We start from the raw sequence: 19,857 nt of genomic DNA, 5'->3' as shown, positions 1-19,857 counted from the left end.
TCGTCATGTCCCGTCCTGTTCTGGCCCAGGTGAACCTGCAGGCCCTGAAGGATAACCTGCAGATTGTTCGCCGGGCGGCACCTGGCGCCCGCGTGTGGTCGGTGGTGAAAGCGAATGCCTACGGTCACGGCATTGACCGTATCTGGAGCGCGCTGAGCGCCACCGATGGATTTGCGTTACTTAATCTGGAAGAGGCCATTCTGCTGCGCGAGCGCGGCTGGAAAGGGCCGATTCTACTGCTGGAAGGGTTCTTCCACGCGGACGATCTGCCGCTGCTGGATAAGTACCGTTTGACCACCAGCGTTCACAGCAACTGGCAGATCAAAGCGATTCAGGATGCGAAGCTCCATGCTCCGCTGGATATCTACCTCAAGGTGAACAGCGGCATGAACCGCCTGGGCTTCCAGCCTGAGCGGGTGCATACGGTCTGGCAGCAGCTGCGTGCGCTAAAGAACGTGGGTGAAATGACGCTGATGGCGCATTTTGCCGATGCGGAAAAACCGGACGGCATCGCGGACGCCATGGTCCGCATCGAGCAGGCGGCAGAAGGGCTGGACTGCCCGCGCTCGCTGTCCAACTCGGCGGCCACGCTGTGGCATCCCGAGGCGCACTACAGCTGGGTGCGTCCGGGGATAGTTCTGTACGGTGCATCTCCCTCGGGCCAGTGGCAGGATATCGCCAACAGCGGCCTGAAGCCGGTCATGACCCTGCGCAGTGAAATCATTGGCGTGCAGACTCTGAAGGCCGGTGACACCGTGGGCTACGGCAGCCGCTACCGGGCAAAGGGCGAGCAGCGGATTGGCATCGTGGCGGGCGGTTATGCCGATGGCTACCCGCGCATTGCGCCGACCGGCACGCCTGTGTGGGTAGATGGTGTCCGCACGGGAACGGTAGGCACCGTATCAATGGATATGCTGGCCGTTGACCTGACACCATGCCCGCAGGCGGGTATCGGTTCCCCGGTCGAGCTGTGGGGTAACGAAATCAAAATTGATGACGTGGCTGCCGCGGCGGGGACTGTGGGATATGAACTGATGTGTGCCCTGGCACCAAGAGTGCCGGTTGTGACGGTGTAACATGTTCTTGTCGGGTGGCGTTAACGCCACCCGACAAGAACGCTATTCCACTTCCTCTTCCATCGGCCTCAGGCCGACCTTCCGCACCGCGTTATCTTCTTTTTCGGCAACGGTCCAGATCATCCCGGCAAATTCCACCTGATCGCCCACGACCGGGGCAGCGCCGAGCCGCTGCTGGATAATTTCGCCGAGCGTTTGCTGGCTATCACCGTCTTCAGCACCTTCATCCAGGCCGTAAATCAGTGCCACATCGGCAAACCTGGCGCTGGCTTCCAGAATGAAATCGCCGAAGAAGCGCTGGTCCAGCGCTACCGGAGGCGACTGGCTGAACAGCTTGCCCAGCGCGGGCAGGTCGCGTTCGCGGCCAATCACGCAGAGAATATCCCCTTCGCGCAGGCGGGTGCTGCCGGTAGGGTGCAGCAGAACATTGTCACGGAACAGGGCGGCAATGCGCGTTTCGGCCGGCATGTGCAAATCGCGCAGTGAAGCCCCCACGCACCATTTGTCGGCGCTCAGCTGATAGACGAACTGTTCCCACGGGTTTTCTGGATGGATGTCGAGCCCCACGCGGGAAACCGGCCAGCCCACGGGAGGCACCACCACTTTGGCTTTTTTCGCCGCCCACCCGAGCGAGGTTCCCTGGAACAGCAGGGAAATCAGCACCACGAAGAACGCCACGTTAAAGAACAGCCGGGCGTTATCCAGACCGGCCATCATCGGGAAAACGGCAAGGATAATCGGCACCGCGCCGCGCAGGCCCACCCAGCTGATGAACACCCGCTCGCGCAGGTTGAAGCCGCGAAACGGCAGCAAGCCTGCAAATACCGACAGCGGACGGGCGAAGAAGATCATCCACGCGGACAGCAGCAGCGCCGGAGCCGCGATTGGCAGCAGGTCCGATGGCGTGACCAGAAGACCCAGCACCAGGAACATGCCGATCTGCGCCAGCCAGGCCAGACCGTCGAAGTTCTGCAAAATGGCATGTCGGTTGCGAATAGGACGGTTGCCCATCAGGAACCCGCAGAGGTAAACGGCGAGAATACCGCTGCCGTCCAGCGCGGTGGTAACGGCAAAAATGAGAATGCCGCCGCTCAGCGCCAGCAGGGGGTAAAGCCCCGCGGGCAGCGAGATGCGGTTGATCGTCTGCTGTAGCAGGTATCCCCCCGCCAGGCCGATAACAATCCCCAGTCCGAACTGCTGCAGGATATGCCACGCAAACATCCAGTTCAGGCCCGTCTCGTGCTGCTGGATCATCTCAATCAGCGTGATGGTAAGAAACACCGCCATCGGATCGTTACTGCCGGATTCAATCTCAAGCGTGGAGCCGACACGTTCGTTAAGCCCTTTTCCGCCGAGCAGGGAAAACACCGCTGCCGCATCGGTTGAGCCCACGATAGCGCCAATCAGCAAACCTTCCATGATATTGAGATGGAAAAGCCACGCGGCCATCATTCCGGTGAGGCCGGAGGTAATTAACACGCCAACCGTGGCGAGCGACAGCGCGGGGCCTAAGGCCACGCGGAAGGAGCTCGCCTGGGTGCGCATACCGCCGTCCAGCAGGATCACCGCCAGCGCGAGGTTACTCACCATGTAGGCGAAAGGGTAGTTATCGAAAGGGATACCGCCAATGCCATCAATGCCGGCCAGCATGCCGATGGCGAGGAAAATAACAAGAATAGGTATGCCGAGACGCGATGAAAATGAACTTAATAAAATACTGCTGGTTACAAGGACGGAACCCAAAATGAAAAGGCTGATTATCGCTGCGGCATCCAATGTTCTCTTACTCCCACCTCAATGTTAACGCTGTTACTAAAACCCTAACATATTAACAACGGCAACAGCGTTTTATTAAGGGGGTATAACGGCTTTTTTATGCCTTTATGACAGGATGACCGCTGATGGTCAGCCGGCTGGCGGAATCATTGTGGATCAGGGTGGCGTGCGCCCCCAGCGCCAGGGTCACGGTTTGCTGCTCATGGCCGAAATCCAGACCGGTGATGACCGGAATATCCAGCCGCGAGCGAACGAAGTCGACCATGGTCTCAAGGGAGTAACCCGCGTCATAGTCATTCGGGGCAGAACCGCTGAAGCTGCCCAGCACAATCGCGGACTGGCGCTCAAGAATACCGGCATGATAAAGCTGCAAGAGCATGCGCTCGACGCGGAACGGATGTTCGTTGATATCTTCCAGCACCAGAATGCCGTCCTCGATGTGCGGCATCCACGGCGTGCCGATGAGCGAGACCAGCATTGCCAGGTTCCCGCCCCAGAGCTGGCCTTCACACTCCCAGTGCGGTCCATTGCCTTGCCACTCCACGCTGTAGCTGGGATTACGCAGCGCGCGCCAGAAATGTTCCTCGGTAAACGCATCCAGCTCCGGTGCGCCGAAGTTACCGGCCAGCATCGGACCGCTGAAGGTGATAACGTTATGCAGGGCCAGCAGCCCGAGCTGGATGACGGTGAAATCGCTGTGGCCGCAAATCAACAGAGGGTCCTGCTGCTGGCGCAGTGCCAGCCCCTGCCAGTCAATACTCTCCAGCAGCCGGCTCGCACCATACCCGCCACGTACCGCAAGCACAATCCGGTTTTCGCCCGTCAGGTTCACCAGGCTATTGATATCATTCAGCCTCTGCGCTTCGGTACCGGCAAAACGCTGCTGGCGGCGGGGTATAATCGTCTGATTTTCTACCTGATGGCCAGATTCCAGCAAACGCTGAACGCCCCGCTGCGCCGCGTCCTGGTTAATGCAGTAGCCCGACGGCGCGATGAGATGAAACTGAGACATGGCAATTCCTTGCTGAATGAGAAACTAATTGTCTATATCATGCCGCTTATACGCCGCCTGCTTCAAGAGGTGGCGCACCGCGATGACCGGCTATAAGGATAGATGACGTGAAATTGAGATGGTTTGCTTTTTTGATTGTGTTGCTCGCTGGCTGTAGTTCAAAACATGATTATCAAAACCCGCCCTGGAACCCGGAAGTGCCGGTGAAACGGGCCATGCAGTGGATGCCGATCAGTGAGCAAGCCGGGAAGGCCTGGGGCGTCAGTCCGCGTCTCATCACGGCGATCATTGCGGTGGAGTCCGGCGGGAATCCCACGCTTGTCAGCAAGTCCAACGCGGTGGGGCTGATGCAGCTTAAAGCGTCAACGGCGGGGAGAGAGGTTTACCGCTATATGGGCTGGAGCGGACAGCCGTCGACCAGCGAGCTGAAGAATCCGGAGCGCAACATTTCAATGGGCACGGCCTATCTGAGCATCATGGAACACGGCGTACTGAAGGGGATTAAGGATCCGGAGGTGATGCAGTACGCGCTGGTGGTATCTTACGTTAACGGTGCCGGCGCGTTGCTCAGAACCTTCTCCTCTGACCGCAAAGAGGCGATAGAAGAGATTAACGACATGGACAAAGACGAATTCTTTGAACACGTGGCGAAAAATCACCCGGCACCACAGGCGCCTCGTTATATCTGGAAAGTACAGAAAGCGATGGATGCCATGTAATGCCGCAGACGGGCGGCGGTCACGCTGCCCGATTTCTTCACAGGACTTTATTTGCGCGTTCCCGCGCCTCACGCTCCAGCGAATAGATGATGCGCTGAAGCTCGCGCTCTGCGCCTGGTCCGACGTTCAGGAAACGAAAGCTCAGACGCGGCGTGGTGATGGTTTCATTTTTGCTGTCCACGACGGTACGGTCGCTGATGGCAATCAGCTGTGCATCGAAATAAAAGCGACCCCAGCCCCCCATATCCAGCTCAATTTGCGTAAACCTCATGCCTTCTACCAGTCCGTCGGGTTTCGGCGCATCCATCAGTGCACCCATGCCGCCCAGCGACAGATCGAAGAGTCGGAAGCGAATCTCTTTTTTGTCCGGCATTTTGGCCTTACAAAAATAGGCGGGATGGAGCGGGGCGCTGATGCGGAAATATTCACGACGCTGAACAAACCAGAGATTGGTGGGAAGCGGGGTAACAAAAGCAGGCAGTCCCTGGTATTCGCTAAGTTCCAGCCGCGAGAGGACAAACTCCACTTTGGCACCCTGCGTTTCGGCCATCACCGCGACATTTTCTGCTTTCAGCGCCGCGCGGTTTTCATATTCCTGACTGCCTAAATCAATTACCAGCCGATCCTGCGAGGCGTCAAGGATCTTGCTGATGAACTGATTATTCGACCAGCTGATGCGTAGCGGCACTTCACCTTTTTGCAGGTCGCGTAATACCCCTAATACAGCCAGCGGATTTTGCTTGAGGAACTGCTCACTGTAATGACTCACGCCGGATGGCTCCTTGATTGATGACAGACTGTCTTAGCGTTATCGGCACTCTGCAATGAAACTTAATACAAACCGGTGAGTTTTTTTGGCTGTTTAAGTAAAGATAAGTCGGTGAGATGAAAATGGTTTTCCGGCAATGACCTATACTTACGTTAGCTGTGCAGAAGGTTTTCTGCGCAAGCGTTAAACCTGCAAGAGGGCATCGCTATGGGTATCATCGCCTGGATTATCTTTGGTCTTATTGCTGGCGCTATCGCCAAACTGATCATGCCGGGAAACGATGGCGGCGGATTTATTTTGACCTGTGTACTCGGGGTCGTTGGTGCGGTTGTGGGCGGCTGGCTGGCGACGATGTTTGGCTTTGGAGGCAGCATAAGTGGTTTCGACCTGCACAGTTTTCTGGTCGCTGTCGTGGGTGCCATTGTGGTGCTGGGCATTTTCAGGTTACTGCGACGAGCATAAAACTTCATAAGCGGCTCTCTGCGGAGGGCCGTTTTTTTGCCTGAGTATTGATTTGTTAATCTAAATGATAATAATTGTCGTTCCGTATTGCATATAACAACAAGACGACATTATGAATAGCTCACGTTTTACGCTTTGCGCCCTGGCAGGTGCCGTTACGCTGGCATTGCAGGTCCCGGCTTTCGCCGAAGAATCCACCATCGTCGTCACGGGCTCAGAGCAGGGCAGCGCGCTGCCGGCCTGGACGAACAGCGCCACAAAATCGGCCGTTGCCGAAGGTAAAACGCCGCAGGTCATCACGACCCTCTCTGCGCCGGAAATTGAAAAGCGTCACGCGAATTCGGTGAATGAAATCCTGCGCTATGCCCCGGGCGTTTCAACCGAGGTGCGGGGGAATACCTCCTACATGAGCGAATATAAAATTCGTGGCTTTACCGTCGATCAGGAGTTCTACAACGGGCTGCAGCTGCCCTACAACGTCACCGGCAATACCAAAGCGCGTATCGATCCGCTGCTAATTGACAGCGTTGATATCCTGAAAGGCCCGTCATCGGTTCTTTACGGCGGCGGTTCGCCGGGCGGGCTGGTGAATATTCAAAGTAAAAAACCGCAGCGGGAAGCCCGAACCGAAATCGGCATTAACACCGGAAACCGTAATCTGAAAGAGGGCTATCTCGATTCAACCGGGCAGATTGCCGACAGCGACTGGAACTACCGTTTGCTGGGCAAAGCCACGGAAAACGACGATCAGCCGCACACCACCCGGTATGAAAACTACCTGGTTGCTCCGTCCGTCACCTGGCAGCCCGACAACAAAACCCGCCTCACCCTGGACGCGCTGGCGCAAAACACCCCGAGCCTCACGCCGTCTAACCCGCTGCCGCTCGCCTACCTGCGCTCTAAATATGCGGGCAAGCGCGATTACGCAGGAGACGAATGGAGCGGGTTTAAGCAGCGTCAGTGGATGCTGGGCTACAGCTTTGAACATGAATTTGACAGCGGCTGGGGCTTTAACCAGAAGGCGCGCTATTTCGACGTCGATACCCACCAGCGCAGCGTCTACGCGACAGGGACGGGAAGCGAGGTGTATCAGCTCAACCGCTTTGCTTACACCACCGATGAAGACCTTAAGAGCTTCAACATCGACAACCAGGTGACCAAAACCGTTGCGCTGGGCGAGTGGAAACACCACCTGCTGGCCGGGTTTGACTATCAGAAGCTGAACTCCCACTTCCACTATCGCTACGCGTCGGCCACGCCGGGTATCGATATGCAGCATCCTGACTATTCGCAGATTCAGGAAAGCGCGCTGGGACTGTATACCGCCCAGAAAAACCGCCTCAGCTACCAGCAGAACGGCTATTACTTACAGGATCAGGTAGAGTTTGGCGGCCTCAACCTGCTGGGCAGCCTGCGCTACGACGATTACCGCTCCGTCACCACCAACTACCTGCAAAACGGTGATAAAGCCTGGGTGTCGCAGGACCGCGTCACCAAACGCCTGGGCGCGCTTTACGCCTTCGATAACGGGATTTCACCATTTATCAGCTATTCCGAAGGTTTTGCGCCGGTGTCGCCGCAGGGCACGCTCGTGGCGAAAGACGTCAAGCCGACCACCAGCAGGCAGGTGGAAGGCGGGGTGAAATATCTGCTGGCCGACTACGCCACCACCTTTACCGCCTCGGTGTTTAACATCCGTCAGAAAAATGTCGTCACCTCCGATCCGGGCTTCCTGAACTATCGTCAGACCGGGGAAGTGGAATCCAAAGGGGCAGAGCTGTCAGCTATCAGCCGTCCGACGGACAGCCTGACGCTGATTGCCAACTATGCGTACACCCACGCGATCAACCGGGAAGATGACAAGTACAAAGGTAAACGTCCAACGCAGGTCCCGGAAAATGCCTTCAACCTCTGGGGGGATTACACCTTTGATAACACGCCGCTGAAAGGACTGATGCTGGGAGCGGGTGCACGCTACACCGGGCCGATGGAAATCTCTCCGGCAAACGATGCGGGTAAACTGGGAGGCACTACGCAGTACGATCTGGCGGCCTCGTACCGGATGGGCGAAATCCTGCCCTCGCTGGCAGGGCTAACGCTTAAAGCCAGCGCGCAGAACATCACCAATAAAGAGACGCTGACCTGCTACGATGCGACCAACTGCTGGATTGGGCGTGACATGACGTATCAGCTAGGGGCGAGTTATAGTTTCTAAGTAATTCCCTGTGAGTTCAAAATGTAGGCCGGGTAAGGCGGAGCCGCCACCCGGCAATACCCTTACTGCGCCGCAGCTTTCACCGGCGCAGCCTCATCATTCGCCGCAGGCTGATTCTCCGGCACGTTGTCGCACGGTTTTGCTTTCGGGCAGACCCGATCCAGCATCTTCAGCGTCACGCCGTTGCTCCAGCCGAAGCCGTCCTGCAGCGGATACTCGCCGCCGCCGCCGCCCGTCCCGGTTGTCGACACGTCATATTTCTCGACCAGTTTCTTTTCGCGGTCGTAAGTATGCTGAACGTTCTTCAGGAAGCGCCAGGTCACGTCCATCGAGACCTTCTCCTGCCCGTAATTCTGCAGCCCTTCCGCAGCCACCCATTGCAGCGGGGCCCAGCCGTTTGGCGCATCCCACTGCTGGCCGCTATTGACGGTGGTGGTCGCAATACCGCCCGGCTTCAACAGGCGCGATGAGGTTGCCGCGGCGACTTTATCGGCCCGATCCTGCGCCGCCGCCTTCACGTAAAGCGGGAACAGGGCTGCCGCCGTAAGCTGATTGCGGACCTTCTTGCTTTTGAGATCGTAATCGGCGTACCAGCCCTCTTTATCATTCCACAGGTGGCTCTCGATGGCTTTCTGACGCGCCGTAGCCAGCGCCTCGTATTTACTCGCGCTGGCGGCGTCGCCACTCTCCTGGCTTGCCCGCGCCAGCAGTTTTTCCATCCTGAACATCAGGGCGTTCAGGTCCACGGGGACAATGCTGGTGGTCCGGATGGTGCCGAGCTTTTGCGGGTCGTCCATCCAGCGGGAGCTAAAGTCCCAGCCCGAGGCCGCAGCGGAACGCAAATCGCGGTAGATCTCGGTCGCAGGTCGGTTAGGGTTACTTTTGGCGGTATTCACATCGTCAAGCCAGGACTCCGGGCGCGGGGTATCGCGGTCGTCCCAGTAGCGGTTGAGGATAGCGCCGTCATCCAGTTTTACCACGCGCTTGTTGGCCTGCCCCGGCTGAAGGGCGTCGACGCCGTCCATCCAGTAGGCATACTCTTTCTCCATCTGCGGACGATACTTCTTCAGCGCATCGCTGTCGTGGGTCGCCAGCAGTTCAACCATCATTGAGAAAAACGGCGGCTGGGAGCGGCTCAGGTAATAGCTGCGGTTGCCGTTGGGAATGTGGCCGAAGGTGTCAATCTCATACGCAAAGTTATCCACCATGTCGCTGATTTTGTCCCAGTGACCGCTCTCTGCCAGGCCCAGCATGGTGAAATAGCTGTCCCAGTAGTAGACCTCGCGGAAACGTCCGCCGGGCACAACGTAAGGTTTCGGTAACGGCAGCAGGGAATCCCATTTGTTGCTGGCTTTATCGGTGGTGCGCGTCAGTACGGGCCAGAGATCGTCAATGTGCTCACGTAAACTTTGTCCAGCAGGCGGAACATATTTTTCACCTTCCGCAGGGAGCGTAAAGTTCATCTCGACAAAGTGGCGTAAGTCAAAGCTGGACTGCGTGTGCTGCATACGATAATCCGCCAGAATCATCAGCGGGTCGCTTTTGGGGACGGCATCAGCAAAGGTTTTCTGATCGGGAAACAGTCTGGCGCTTTGCACATCGTTAAACAGAGGGCCCAGCAAAATATCGGGTGAGGTTGTCTGGGCTGCGGGGCTATCGTCGGCATAACTCAATGTCGTTACGCCGAGCAGCGCGCCTCCTAACGCAAGGGGCAAGAACGCGGGGCGTAGTGTACGAGGTCTTATCATCATTTCGTCTCCTGTCTTCACTAAACAGCGTGGCCGCTGTTGTCAATCACCTGAAAACCTTAGACGAATATTGCCCGCTTCGCGTTAATAATTGCCGGTCTTTCAGACCTCTTCCGGCGTCTGGCTGGCTTCCCGCAGCGTGCCAGGCGCATGCCCAATAATGCGCTTAAATGCCCGGCTAAATGCCGCCAGAGAGCCGTATCCCAGCCGCAGCGCGACGGTTTCAATCGGCTGATTTTCGTGGCGAATGTACTGGATGGCCAGCCGCATCCTCAGCTCGCTGAGATATTTTGCCGGGGTAGTTCCCGTCGCGGCCAGAAACCGTTCGGCGAACACGGAGCGGGAGGTGCCCGCTTCTTTTGCCAGATCCGCGACGCTCCAGTTCAGGCCTGGCTGCTGGTGCATGGCGTAAATGGCCCGGCTCAGGCGCGGGTCGCGCAGAACCTGCACCCAGCCGGTGGCTTTACCGCAGCCGCCTTCAACCCAGCCGCGCACGATTAATGCCGCCACCACGTCGGCCAGTCGCGCAAGGATCCCGGCGTACCCGGCCTGACGCGCCGCGGATTCCCGCTCCATCGCCGCCAGCAGCGGATGAATTTCCGGCCAGGTGGACATCAGCCGGCTGACCATCATCACTTCCGGCATCGCCTTGATAAGCGGCTGCATTCCGCCCAGCTCAAAATCCATGCACCCGCTAAAGATGAGGGTGTTCTCGCTCTCCGGACAGGGCTCGCAGGTGATGGCACACACCGAGCTGCAGATGGGCTCGCTGGGAAAGGCATTGATGGGCGTAATGGTTGCCCGCTCGTCAGAGAGCAGGGCATGGGAATTCCCGCCGGGAATAAAGAGGGCGTCGCCACCGCTCAGTTCGAACGTTGCGCCGCTTTCCATGCGCAGCAGGGCGCTACCGTGGCTCACAAAATGAAACTGTGCCCGGCCGGGCGCCTGATGAAACGCGACGCCAAACGGCGCGCTGGCTTCAATCCGCCGGTACTTCACGCCTGACAGGCGCATGCCGCGTAAAAGTTCGCTGATCAGATCGGGGGACTGTACGGTCATGGCGCAACTCCGGACGAATAATCAATAAGTGGAGATTATATGTCATAGATCGTCCAGGGTGAACCTTCTATTCTTTTGCGACAGTAGTCACATTTTTATAACGGGAGATCAACAGATGAGTTCATGTGTCGCGGCGAGCGAGGCGGTAGCGCCTGCAAAACCCGCCTGGCGGGCCGTCTATTCACTGGGGCTGGGGGTGTTTGGTTTGATTACGGCAGAATTTCTGCCGGCGAGTTTGTTAACGCCGATGGCCGCGAGCCTGGGCGTGAGTGAAGGAATGGCCGGACAGGCCGTCACCGCCACCGCGCTGGTGGCGCTGGTCACCGGACTGCTGATTACGCCAGCCACCAAAAGTATCGACCGCCGCTGGGTGCTGATGTTTTTCTCGGTCCTGCAAATTATCTCCAGCCTGCTGGTGGCCTTTGCACCGACGCTGCACGTCCTGCTGATGGGGCGTCTGCTGCTGGGGATAGCCATCGGGGGATTCTGGGCGATGTCGACGGCCACAACGATGCGTCTGGTCCCGGCGGATAAAGTGCCGAAGGCGCTGGCGGTGATCTTCTCCAGCGTATCGATTGCTACGGTGGTCGCGGCACCGCTGGGCAGCTATCTGGGCAGCCTGATCGGCTGGCGCAACGTCTTTGTTCTCTGCATCCTGCCGAGCATGCTGGCGCTGCTGTGGCAGCTCTGGGTACTGCCGTCCATGAAGCCGGAGAGCAGCGGCAGCCTGAGTACGCTGTTCCGCGTGCTGCGTCGTCCGGGGATGATCGGCGGCATGCTGGCGACCATCCTGATCTTCAGCGGCCATTTTGCCTTCTTTACCTATCTGCGCCCGTTCCTGGAGACTGTGGGGCAGGCGAGCGTGGAGACCATTTCGCTGATCCTGCTGGGATTTGGCATCGCCAACTTTGTCGGCACCTCCGTGGCCGGACATCTGCTGGCACGAAATCTGCGCCTGACGCTGGCGCTGGTGCCGTTTGCGATGGGCGTTCTCGCGCTCATGATGGTCGCCTTTGGTCATCTGGCCATGCTTGACGGGCTGCTGGTCGCGCTGTGGGGCTTTGCATTTGGTCTGGTTCCGGTGGGCTGGTCAACCTGGCTTGCCACCACCGTTCCGGATGAAGCCGAAAGTGCAGGCGGCCTGCTGGTGGCCTCAATCCAGCTGGCGATAAGCGCCGGCGCTGCCGGAGGCGGGGCGGTGTTTGATCTTAACGGTGCCAGCGGCGTGTTCGCGGGCAGCGGTTTCCTGCTGGTAACGGCGATGGTGATTGTGTTTATGGGTGTGAAAGTGAAAGCGGAGTGAATTATTTGCCGGGTGAGCGTTAACGCCACCCGGCGCAAGACTTACAGCCCTTTCTTATCCATAAATACCGCCAAATCCACCAGGCGGTTAGAGAAGCCCCACTCGTTGTCGTACCACGCCAGGATCTTCACCATGTTCCCGCCAATCACCAGCGTGGAAAGCCCGTCAATAATCGAGGAGCGCGGGTCGCCCTGATAATCGCTGGAAACCAGCGGTTCATCGCTATAGCCCAGAATGCCTTTCAGCGGCCCGCTGGCGGCCGCGTTGCGGAACGCCTCGTTCACCTCTTCGGCGGTTACGTTACGGCTCAGCGTTACCGTCAAATCCACAATCGACACCACCGGCACCGGCACGCGCAGGGAGTATCCGGTCAGCTTACCGTCCAGGGAGGGGATCACTTTCCCCAGCGCTTTCGCCGCGCCGCTTGAATAAGGCACAATCGACAGCGCCGCCGCGCGTGCGCCGCGCAGATCTTTCTCCGGCTGATCGTGCAGCGCCTGGCTGTTGGTGTAGGCATGCGTGGTGTTCATCAGGCCATGCTCAATCCCGAACTGCTGATGCAGCACCTGGGCAGCCGGTGCCAGACCGTTCGTGGTGCAGCTCCCGTTGCTCACCACCGCGTGGCGGGCGGGATCGTACTGGTCATGGTTGACGCCCATCACAATCGTCAGGTCGTCGTTCTTCCCGGGGGCGGAAATGATGACGCGCTTAGCGCCGCCGTGGGTAATATGCACTGCGGCTTTTTCCCGCTCTGTAAAGAAGCCGGTGGCCTCAATTACCACGTCAACGCCGACGTCGCGCCACGGGATATTCGCCGGATCGCGTTCGCTAAAAACGGCGATCCGCTGCCCGTCTACCTGCAGCGCACCGTCTGCCGCTTCAACGGGCGCGGGAAGCGTGCCCAGCAGGGAATCATGTTTCAGCAGGTGGGCGAGGGTTTTACTGTCCGTCAGATCGTTAATGGCCACAATCTGCAGATCCGGGTTACCCAGCGCCGCGCGCAGGAAATTACGTCCGATACGGCCGAAACCGTTAATACCGACCTTAACCATGGTGCACTCCTTATCTCTGTTGTCTGGAGTCACTGTAGGCGTCGGGCCGGTTGGCGTAAACGACAAAAAAGGATCAGATTACGCCATTTTGCGGCAGTGGAAGCGCTGGCGGTACTCGCCGGGCGTGAGGTGAAGCTGTTTCTCAAAGATGCGGCGCAAGTTAATGCTGGTGCCAAACCCGCTTTGCTCGGCAACGCGCTCAAGGGAGTCATGGGTCTGCTCAAGCAGCTGGCGGGCCGCGGCCAGACGCGCCTCGGTCACGTAGCGGGCCGGAGAGACTCCCGCCTCGCGGGTAAACACGCGGGTGAAATTACGCGGGCTCATTGCCGCTTTCCCGGCAAGATTTTCCACGCACAGGTCGGCGGTGAGGTTCTGCAGGATCCACGCTTGCAGTTCGCTTATCGGACCGGATGTGCCGGGCTGTTGCAGGCTGTAACGGCTGAACTGTAGCTGGCCGCCGGGACGGCGCAGATACATCACCATATCCTGCGCCACGTCGCGGGCGAGGGTAAATCCGTAGTCGTCTTCCACCAGCGCCAGGGTCAGATCGAACCCGGAGCTCACGCCGCCGGAGGTCCAGATGGGGCCATCCTGAATGTACAGCGGACCGCCTTCGACGCGGATAGCCGGATACCGGGCTTGCATCGTCTCCAGCAGCCGCCAGTGGGTGGTCGCGCGGCGACCGTTCAGCAGGCCGGTCTGGGCCAGCAGCATCGCGCCGCCGCAGATAGAGGCTACCCGCCGGGCGTGGGGCGCAGCGAGATGCAGCCAGTCCACCACCGCCGTGCTCTCCTGCTCGTTCATGCCGCGTCCGGTGATGATAATGGTGTCCAGCGGTTCACGCGGATCCAGCTCCGGCAGGCGATAGTCCGCCAGCAGATTCAGGCCGGACTGGCCGTGGATCACCTGGTGAGGCTGCGTGGTGGCGATGATAATCCGGTAGCGGGGCTGCGAAAGCCCTTCCGGATGCAGCCGGTTGGCCTGCATCAGAATGTCGGCGATACCGGCGGCTTCAAAAAGCATGCCGCCGTCGGGAACGATAATCAGGATTTTCTTCATGTCCTGAAAAGTACCTTTATTACAGAATAAGTCAAGCGACGCGCGGCCCGCAGGTTTCTGGCAAAGCAAAGTGATTTAAGTTCTTTGTTATTTCAGGCGTTATCCCCGATCGTCAGAGAATTATCTCTGGCGAAACGGCGTCTGAAGGAATGAGTCAACGAAGCTCCCTCTATTTACATCCGCAGCAACGCGAACAAATCCGCCATCTCGCATCGGGTTTTTTATGGCGAAGCGAACTGCCCACGTGGCTGTTAATTATTACTATTTATGCAGGCTGGTTTGCCACGCTAACGTTCTGGCAAACGCTCGGCCTGCTGCCCGCCACGCTGCTGCTCGTCGGGTTTACCGCCTGGTACATGTCCCTGCAGCATGAGCTGATCCACGGACACCCCACGCGTTTTGCCTGGCTCAACCAGCTGTTTGGCACGCTCCCGCTGGCGGTCTGGTATCCGTATGGCCTGTACCGGGACTCCCATCTCGCCCATCATCGGCACCATAGCCTGACCCATCCGGTGGATGACCCGGAGTCGTACTATTTTACCGACGAGAGCTGGGCGCGCTTTTCGCCGTGGCAGAAACGCGCGATCCGGGCCCGAAATACCTTCGCCGGGCGGCTGGTGCTGGCGCCGCTGCTGGATATCCTTCAGACGCTGGGCAGCGCCGCGGCGGCGTTTCGCCACCTTCACCTGCGGGCTATGGCTATGTGGCTGGTTCACGTGCTGCTGCTGGTGGCGCTCTTCGCCTGGATGACGCATACCGGTTTTTCACCCGTCTGGTTCGTGCTGGCGGTCAGCTATCCGGCGCTGGCGCTGACCAAGGTCCGATCGTTTTTCGAACATCGCGCGGCGGACGATCCCCTGGCGCGCTCCGTCATTAACGAGGCGGGGCTGTTCTGGCGGGTGCTGTTTTTGAATCTCAACTACCATTCAGTACATCACGATCTGCCGGGCGTTCCCTGGTACGGGCTGAAGGCGATCTACCAGCAAAACCGGGAGGCGTACCAGCAGCGAAACCACGGTTTTCTCGTCAGGGGCTATGGTGAATGGCTGCGTCAGTTCTGGGCCAGACCCGTCGACGTCACCGTTCACCCCACAAAACAACAGGGGGAAGGGTATGAGTAACCTGCTGGCATTTCCCATGTATGCCGTGGATCGCGCCGACACCCGCGCGCTCTGGCTGGCGGTAAAGGGGCTGCTGGCTGCGCGAGGTGTGTCCGTCGATCGCGATCCCGGCTGGCCTGAGTCCGATCTGCTGACCCACTGGAAACAGCCTGCGCTTATCCTCAGCCAGACCTGCGGTTACCCGCTGGTCACGCAGCTCCCGGACGTGCAGGTGGTCGGCTGTTTTCACTACGCGGCACCGGGCTGCGAAGGGAGCCAGTACCGCAGCTTTCTGGTGGTACGCGAGGAGGATCGGCACCTCACGCTGGCGGATTTTCGCGGACGTCGGGCGGTCTGTAATTCTGCGGATTCCCAGTCCGGCTACAATGCGCTGCGAAAGATAGTGGCTCCCCTGGCGAGCGGCGGTCCATTTTTCGCGCAAACGTCCTTCAGCGGCAGCCATCGCCAGTCGCTGATTGATGTGAAACGCGGGGCAGGGGATATCGCGGCCATCGACTGTGTCACCTGGGCACTGCTGCAGCGCCATGAGCCGGAATGGCTTGCGGGGCTGTCGGTCATTGACCGTACCCCGCTGACGCCGGGACTGCCGCTGATCGCCTCGCATAACACCTCGCCTGAAACGCTTAACGCCATTCGCGATGCGCTAGGCGAACTGGTGGATGCGCCTGAATTCCGGGAGGTGTGCGCCGCGGTACTGATTGAGGGGTTTAGCGTCGTGACGCGCCAGGCCTACGCCTCATTGCTGGCGTGATAAACCTCCTGCGCGTCGGTAAAACAGCGCAGCGCCAGCGAGGAGACGGGCTTCTGCCTGCGCATAATCAGGCCGACAGGAGCCTCAATATTCGCGTCGGCGATGGGGACAATCCTGAAGTTGCTGTTCAGTGCCTCCAGCCCGTTGTTCAGCGGCATCACGGCGCAGCACACGCCGCTCTGAACCGCCTGAATGATCTGGAACGTAGAGTCGCTCTCGAAAACGGACGTCGGTTCGATGCCGGCAGCCTTAAAGCTTGCCTCCATATGCGCCCGGTAGTGCATCCCTTTGGTCAGGAACCCCAGCGGAAAATCCGTCAGGTCCTGCCACGTCAGCGTTGCCTGGCCGAGCTGGAAATGGCGGACGTCGTGCAGCAGGCCCATCTTCGTTTTTGGCAGCTGGATAATGTCAAACAGGCTGGTATCGATGCTGTTGAGGTAGCAAATTCCCAGCTCAAGCTGATTGCGGCTGACGCCGTCCGCTATCTGCGCTGAGGACATGGAATAAAGGCTGTAGGTCAGCTCCGGGTATTTTTGCGTCAGATGGCGAATAAAAATCATCGGATCCACGCTCGCCAGCGGCACCATCCCCAGACGTAATTCGCCCACCACCTGACCTTTACACAGCGCGGCTTCCGCCTGTAACCCGTCGTGCGCCGCCAGCAGGGCGCGGGCCCACGCGAGGATGCGTTCACCCTCCGGCGTAAACCCTTCAAAGCGCTGCCCGCGCACAATCAGCACCAGCCCCAGCTCCTCTTCCAGGCTGCGGATGCGCATGGAGAGGGTCGGCTGGGTGATGTTGCACTGCGAGGCCGCCTTGCCAAAATGGCGGGTCTCGTCGAGAGCGATTAAATATTTTAACTGTTTAATATCCATCTTTTTCTCTGCGCGAACAGCCTTACAGCATGCGGATCTCTTTTGAGCGCAGGGTGATGCGAACCGGAACGGATTTATACGACGGGGTACCGCTGTCCTTATCCAGATAATCCAGCGGCACCAGCACGTTGGCCTCCGGGTAATAGGCGCCGACGGTGACCGGCGCGATGCTGTACGCCACCACGGTAATGTCTTTCAGACGCTGAACGCTGCCGGGGAGGGCGGTTTCAATATCCACGCGGTCGCCGTGTGCCAGCCCTGACTGCGCCATGTCCTCTTCGTTCATAAAAAGCACGTCGCGGCGGCCAAACACCCCACGGTAGCGGTCGTCCAGAGCGTAAATGGTGGTGTTGTACTGGTCGTGGCTGCGCAGCGTGATCAGGCGCAGAACATGCTCACCTTCACCGCTGGTGTTCTCGTGAACGCCGTCGAACACCGAGAACATCGCTTTTCCCGTCGCCGTTGGCCAGATACGTTGCGTCGGCGGCAGCGGCATACGGAAGCCGCCGGGAATGCGGATCCGCGCGTTGTAGTTCTCAAAGCCCGGAATGGTCTGCTCGATCAGATCGCGGATCCGGTCATAATCCTCAACCAGCGTCGTCCAGTCCACGCGGGTGTCCGGCAGGGTGGCTTTCGCCATGCCCGCAACGATAGCCGGTTCCGAGCGGAGTAACGGCGAGGCAGGTTTCAGCTTGCCGGAGGAGGCATGCACCATCGACATGGAGTCTTCGACGGTAATGGACTGACGACCGGTAGCCTGAACATCCAGCTCCGTGCGGCCAAGGCACGGGAAAATAAAGGTTTCTTTGCCCACCAGCAGATGGGTGCGGTTGAGCTTGGTGCCGACGTGCACGCTCAAATCCAGATTACCCATCGCCGGGAAACCCCGCTCGTGATCGGGCATCGCCACCGCAAAATTACCCCCGAGGCAGATGAGCGCCTTCGCGCGGCCGTCGATCATCGCCTGCGTGGCCTGCACCGCATCGTGTCCGTGTTGAGACGGCGGTTCAAAGCCGAATACGTCCTTCAGACGGTTCAGGAAGGCCGGGGTAGGCTTCTCGCTAATCCCCACGGTCCGGTTTCCCTGAACGTTTGAGTGACCGCGCAGGGGGCAAATACCCGCGCCGGGCTTGCCGATATTTCCGCGCAGCAGCAGCAGGTCAGCTATCAGGCGGACGTTTGCCGTGCCTTTATTGTGCTGGGTGATTCCCATTCCGTAAGTAATGATGGTGGCATTTGATTTCGCATAGGCCTCTGCTACCGTTTTGAGCGCCGCCTGGCTGAGGCCCGACTCGCGCTCGATCTCGTCCCAGCGGGTTTGCGCGATATCGGCGGCAAAGTCCTCAATGCCCTGGGTATGTTCGGCAATGAATGCGCGATCCAGCACGTCACCGCGTTCGGCCTCCATTTCCAGCAGATGTTTGGCAATGCCCTTCAGCGCGGCGGCATCGCCCCCGGCCTTCACCTGGAAATAGGTCGAGGCGATATCCGTGGAGCCGTAGGTCGCCATTTCAATCACGCTTTGCGGGTCGGCGAAACGTTCGAGGGCGCGTTCGCGCAGCGGGTTAAAGACGATAATCGGCACGTTGCGACGGGCCAGCTCATGCAGAGTACCCATCATTCGCGGATGGTTCGTGCCGGGGTTGTGGCCGATGGAGATCACCAGCTCGGTCTTATCGAAGTCGTCCAGCGAGACGGTACCTTTCCCGATGCCAATCGAACGGGGCAAACCGACGCTGGTGGCCTCGTGACACATATTAGAGCAGTCGGGAAAGTTGTTGGTGCCGTATTCGCGCGCGAACAGCTGGAACAGATACGCCGCTTCGTTAGAGGCTCGCCCGGAGGTATAAAACTCGACCTGGTCCGGTTCGAGCCCGCGTAATACCTCACCGATACGTTGAAACGCCTCGTCCCACTCAACGGGCCGTAAGGTATCGCTTGCCCGGTCATAGCGCAGGGGATGAGTCAGTCGACCGTAGCCTTCCAGCTCAAAGTCCGATTTTGCCAGCAGCGAGGAGACGCTGTTTTCTGCCAGAAATGCGGGAGTAACGCGTTTGCTGGTCGCTTCCCAGGTCACCGCTTTGGCGCCGTTCTCACAGAACTGGAACGTCGATTTGTGTTCTTTATCGGGCCACGCGCAGCCCGGGCAGTCGAAGCCGTCAGGCTGGTTGGTGCGCAGCAGCGTTGCGGGGGCATCAAGGGTATCCATCTGGGTACGTACCGCAATGGCCGTCGCTTTTAGTGCACCCCAGCCTCCGGCAGGACCGTCATAGTGTCGGATACCTGGCACTGAGCGTCTTTTCTTGTTCATACCCACTCCTGATTTGTTCGGTCATACAACGCCTGAACCCATAAAAGCACTACACAGGACAATAAGCGAAAGCAATGACGACCGGATGGCTATGCGCATGCGGTACAGAAAATGCCTTCTCTCAAATTCTTTGTATTACAGCAGCTTATTGGGTCTTAGGTTTAAATATTTAAAGAAATTATAACGAATTTTTATCATTTTAATAATAAATCTTATCTATCACACGGTAAGCAAGCTAGATGGCGGCGAGCAGGAGACTGTGTAGCAACATTAAAACTTCGAAAGAAGCCTGTGAGCGGTAGCAAACAACAACGTTCGCTACCGGCGGGCTATTGAGAGCATTTTCAGCTGCGGTAATGACGGGAAAGTTAACTCAGGCTTAATGATTAATGGATAAAATTTAGGCCTGACTTGGTTAATTACCATAAGGAGAAATATAAAGTTATTTTTAGTCGTGAAATTAATATCGTGCAATATAAGCGAAATAGTCACATTCAAGTCTTCGGGTGGGCTCAATATTAAAGATACCCTGTCAGAGCAACAAATAAT

The 19,857-nt window shown here is 58.4% G+C and carries 16 protein-coding genes; 7 read left to right on the top strand and 9 right to left on the bottom strand.

Translation table 11 applies throughout. The features are described from left to right. Positions 1-5: 5 nt before the first annotated feature. Entirely contained in the window at positions 6-1,076 is a 1,071-nt protein-coding gene (gene dadX, locus KGP24_RS13755) for a catabolic alanine racemase DadX (RefSeq protein ID WP_223560818.1), read from the top strand. A gap of 42 nt (positions 1,077-1,118) precedes the next feature. Here dadX and KGP24_RS13750 read toward each other — a convergent pair whose 3' ends face one another. Both KGP24_RS13750 and ldcA read right to left on the bottom strand, forming a co-directional pair. Continuing rightward, a complete protein-coding gene (locus KGP24_RS13750; protein WP_223560817.1) occupies positions 1,119-2,852 on the bottom strand; it encodes a potassium/proton antiporter in 1,734 nt (577 codons plus the stop codon). A 97-nt stretch (positions 2,853-2,949) separates the two neighbouring features. Next, positions 2,950-3,864, bottom strand: coding sequence for a muramoyltetrapeptide carboxypeptidase (ldcA, locus tag KGP24_RS13745; protein ID WP_223560816.1), 915 nt, complete (start codon positions 3,862-3,864; stop codon positions 2,950-2,952). 107 nt (positions 3,865-3,971) lie between these two features. On the opposite strand from ldcA, the gene emtA reads away from it, so the two are divergent. Continuing rightward, positions 3,972-4,583 carry a membrane-bound lytic murein transglycosylase EmtA gene (emtA, locus tag KGP24_RS13740; protein ID WP_023312175.1) on the top strand — a complete coding sequence of 204 codons (612 nt, stop codon included), beginning with the start codon at positions 3,972-3,974 and terminating at the stop codon, positions 4,581-4,583. Between the two features lie 37 nt (positions 4,584-4,620). Here emtA and KGP24_RS13735 read toward each other — a convergent pair whose 3' ends face one another. Continuing rightward, positions 4,621-5,352: a flagellar brake protein gene (locus KGP24_RS13735; RefSeq protein ID WP_223560815.1), complete on the bottom strand. Its 732-nt coding sequence runs from the start codon at positions 5,350-5,352 to the stop codon at positions 4,621-4,623. 207 nt (positions 5,353-5,559) lie between these two features. Here KGP24_RS13735 and KGP24_RS13730 point away from each other — a divergent pair, with 207 nt between their 5' ends. Next, positions 5,560-5,814 (top strand): GlsB/YeaQ/YmgE family stress response membrane protein, encoded by a 255-nt coding sequence (locus tag KGP24_RS13730; protein ID WP_010432765.1) that lies wholly within the window; start codon positions 5,560-5,562, stop codon positions 5,812-5,814. 112 nt (positions 5,815-5,926) lie between these two features. Then, a complete protein-coding gene (locus tag KGP24_RS13725; RefSeq protein WP_223560814.1) occupies positions 5,927-8,029 on the top strand; it encodes a TonB-dependent siderophore receptor in 2,103 nt (700 codons plus the stop codon). 62 nt (positions 8,030-8,091) lie between these two features. Here KGP24_RS13725 and KGP24_RS13720 read toward each other — a convergent pair whose 3' ends face one another. After that, complete coding sequence (locus tag KGP24_RS13720; protein ID WP_223563502.1) at positions 8,092-9,777, bottom strand: alpha,alpha-trehalase; 1,686 nt, start codon at positions 9,775-9,777, stop codon at positions 8,092-8,094. 102 nt (positions 9,778-9,879) lie between these two features. Then, a complete protein-coding gene (locus KGP24_RS13715; protein WP_223560813.1) occupies positions 9,880-10,836 on the bottom strand; it encodes an AraC family transcriptional regulator in 957 nt (318 codons plus the stop codon). A gap of 115 nt (positions 10,837-10,951) precedes the next feature. Between KGP24_RS13715 and KGP24_RS13710 the strand changes: the two genes are divergently transcribed. Beyond that, a complete protein-coding gene (locus KGP24_RS13710; protein ID WP_223560812.1) occupies positions 10,952-12,139 on the top strand; it encodes an MFS transporter in 1,188 nt (395 codons plus the stop codon). A gap of 41 nt (positions 12,140-12,180) precedes the next feature. Here KGP24_RS13710 and gap read toward each other — a convergent pair whose 3' ends face one another. Both gap and KGP24_RS13700 read right to left on the bottom strand, forming a co-directional pair. Next, positions 12,181-13,191 carry a type I glyceraldehyde-3-phosphate dehydrogenase gene (gene gap / locus KGP24_RS13705; RefSeq protein ID WP_223560811.1) on the bottom strand — a complete coding sequence of 337 codons (1,011 nt, stop codon included), beginning with the start codon at positions 13,189-13,191 and terminating at the stop codon, positions 12,181-12,183. 78 nt (positions 13,192-13,269) lie between these two features. Next, positions 13,270-14,250, bottom strand: a complete 981-nt coding sequence (locus KGP24_RS13700; RefSeq protein WP_223560810.1) for a helix-turn-helix domain-containing protein — start codon at positions 14,248-14,250, stop codon at positions 13,270-13,272. Positions 14,251-14,399: 149 nt separating this feature from the next. Between KGP24_RS13700 and KGP24_RS13695 the strand changes: the two genes are divergently transcribed. Continuing rightward, positions 14,400-15,371: a fatty acid desaturase gene (locus KGP24_RS13695; RefSeq protein ID WP_223560809.1), complete on the top strand. Its 972-nt coding sequence runs from the start codon at positions 14,400-14,402 to the stop codon at positions 15,369-15,371. Further along, positions 15,364-16,122, top strand: a complete 759-nt coding sequence (locus KGP24_RS13690) for a PhnD/SsuA/transferrin family substrate-binding protein (protein ID WP_223560808.1) — start codon at positions 15,364-15,366, stop codon at positions 16,120-16,122. Before KGP24_RS13695 ends, KGP24_RS13690 begins: the two co-directional genes overlap by 8 nt. Here the strand turns inward: KGP24_RS13690 and KGP24_RS13685 are convergent. Continuing rightward, positions 16,101-16,997 carry a LysR family transcriptional regulator gene (locus KGP24_RS13685; RefSeq protein ID WP_223560807.1) on the bottom strand — a complete coding sequence of 299 codons (897 nt, stop codon included), beginning with the start codon at positions 16,995-16,997 and terminating at the stop codon, positions 16,101-16,103. The two genes, KGP24_RS13690 and KGP24_RS13685, sit on opposite strands and share 22 nt — an antisense overlap. A gap of 22 nt (positions 16,998-17,019) precedes the next feature. Next, a complete protein-coding gene (locus KGP24_RS13680) occupies positions 17,020-19,308 on the bottom strand; it encodes an FdhF/YdeP family oxidoreductase (RefSeq protein WP_223560806.1) in 2,289 nt (762 codons plus the stop codon). Between the last annotated feature and the right edge of the window lie 549 nt (positions 19,309-19,857).

This window comes from Enterobacter sp. JBIWA008, from assembly GCF_019968765.1.
Classification (GTDB): Bacteria; Pseudomonadota; Gammaproteobacteria; order Enterobacterales; family Enterobacteriaceae; genus Enterobacter.
The sequence above is the reverse complement of the archived record's forward strand: the minus strand, read 5'-3'. Positions and strand labels throughout refer to the sequence as shown.

What these genes read in the sequence shown, in the direction of transcription:
- dadX (WP_223560818.1), top strand. Translation starts at nt 6, where the DNA reads ATGTCCCGTCCTGTTCTGGCCCAGGTGAACCTGCAGGCCCTGAAGGAT.
- ldcA (WP_223560816.1), bottom strand. Translation starts at nt 3,864, where the DNA reads ATGTCTCAGTTTCATCTCATCGCGCCGTCGGGCTACTGCATTAACCAG.
- KGP24_RS13730 (WP_010432765.1), top strand. Translation starts at nt 5,560, where the DNA reads ATGGGTATCATCGCCTGGATTATCTTTGGTCTTATTGCTGGCGCTATC.
- KGP24_RS13725 (WP_223560814.1), top strand. Translation starts at nt 5,927, where the DNA reads ATGAATAGCTCACGTTTTACGCTTTGCGCCCTGGCAGGTGCCGTTACG.
- KGP24_RS13720 (WP_223563502.1), bottom strand. Translation starts at nt 9,777, where the DNA reads ATGATAAGACCTCGTACACTACGCCCCGCGTTCTTGCCCCTTGCGTTA.
- KGP24_RS13715 (WP_223560813.1), bottom strand. Translation starts at nt 10,836, where the DNA reads ATGACCGTACAGTCCCCCGATCTGATCAGCGAACTTTTACGCGGCATG.
- KGP24_RS13710 (WP_223560812.1), top strand. Translation starts at nt 10,952, where the DNA reads ATGAGTTCATGTGTCGCGGCGAGCGAGGCGGTAGCGCCTGCAAAACCC.
- gap (WP_223560811.1), bottom strand. Translation starts at nt 13,191, where the DNA reads ATGGTTAAGGTCGGTATTAACGGTTTCGGCCGTATCGGACGTAATTTC.
- KGP24_RS13700 (WP_223560810.1), bottom strand. Translation starts at nt 14,250, where the DNA reads ATGAAGAAAATCCTGATTATCGTTCCCGACGGCGGCATGCTTTTTGAA.
- KGP24_RS13695 (WP_223560809.1), top strand. Translation starts at nt 14,400, where the DNA reads ATGAGTCAACGAAGCTCCCTCTATTTACATCCGCAGCAACGCGAACAA.
- KGP24_RS13690 (WP_223560808.1), top strand. Translation starts at nt 15,364, where the DNA reads ATGAGTAACCTGCTGGCATTTCCCATGTATGCCGTGGATCGCGCCGAC.
- KGP24_RS13685 (WP_223560807.1), bottom strand. Translation starts at nt 16,997, where the DNA reads ATGGATATTAAACAGTTAAAATATTTAATCGCTCTCGACGAGACCCGC.
- KGP24_RS13680 (WP_223560806.1), bottom strand. Translation starts at nt 19,308, where the DNA reads ATGAACAAGAAAAGACGCTCAGTGCCAGGTATCCGACACTATGACGGT.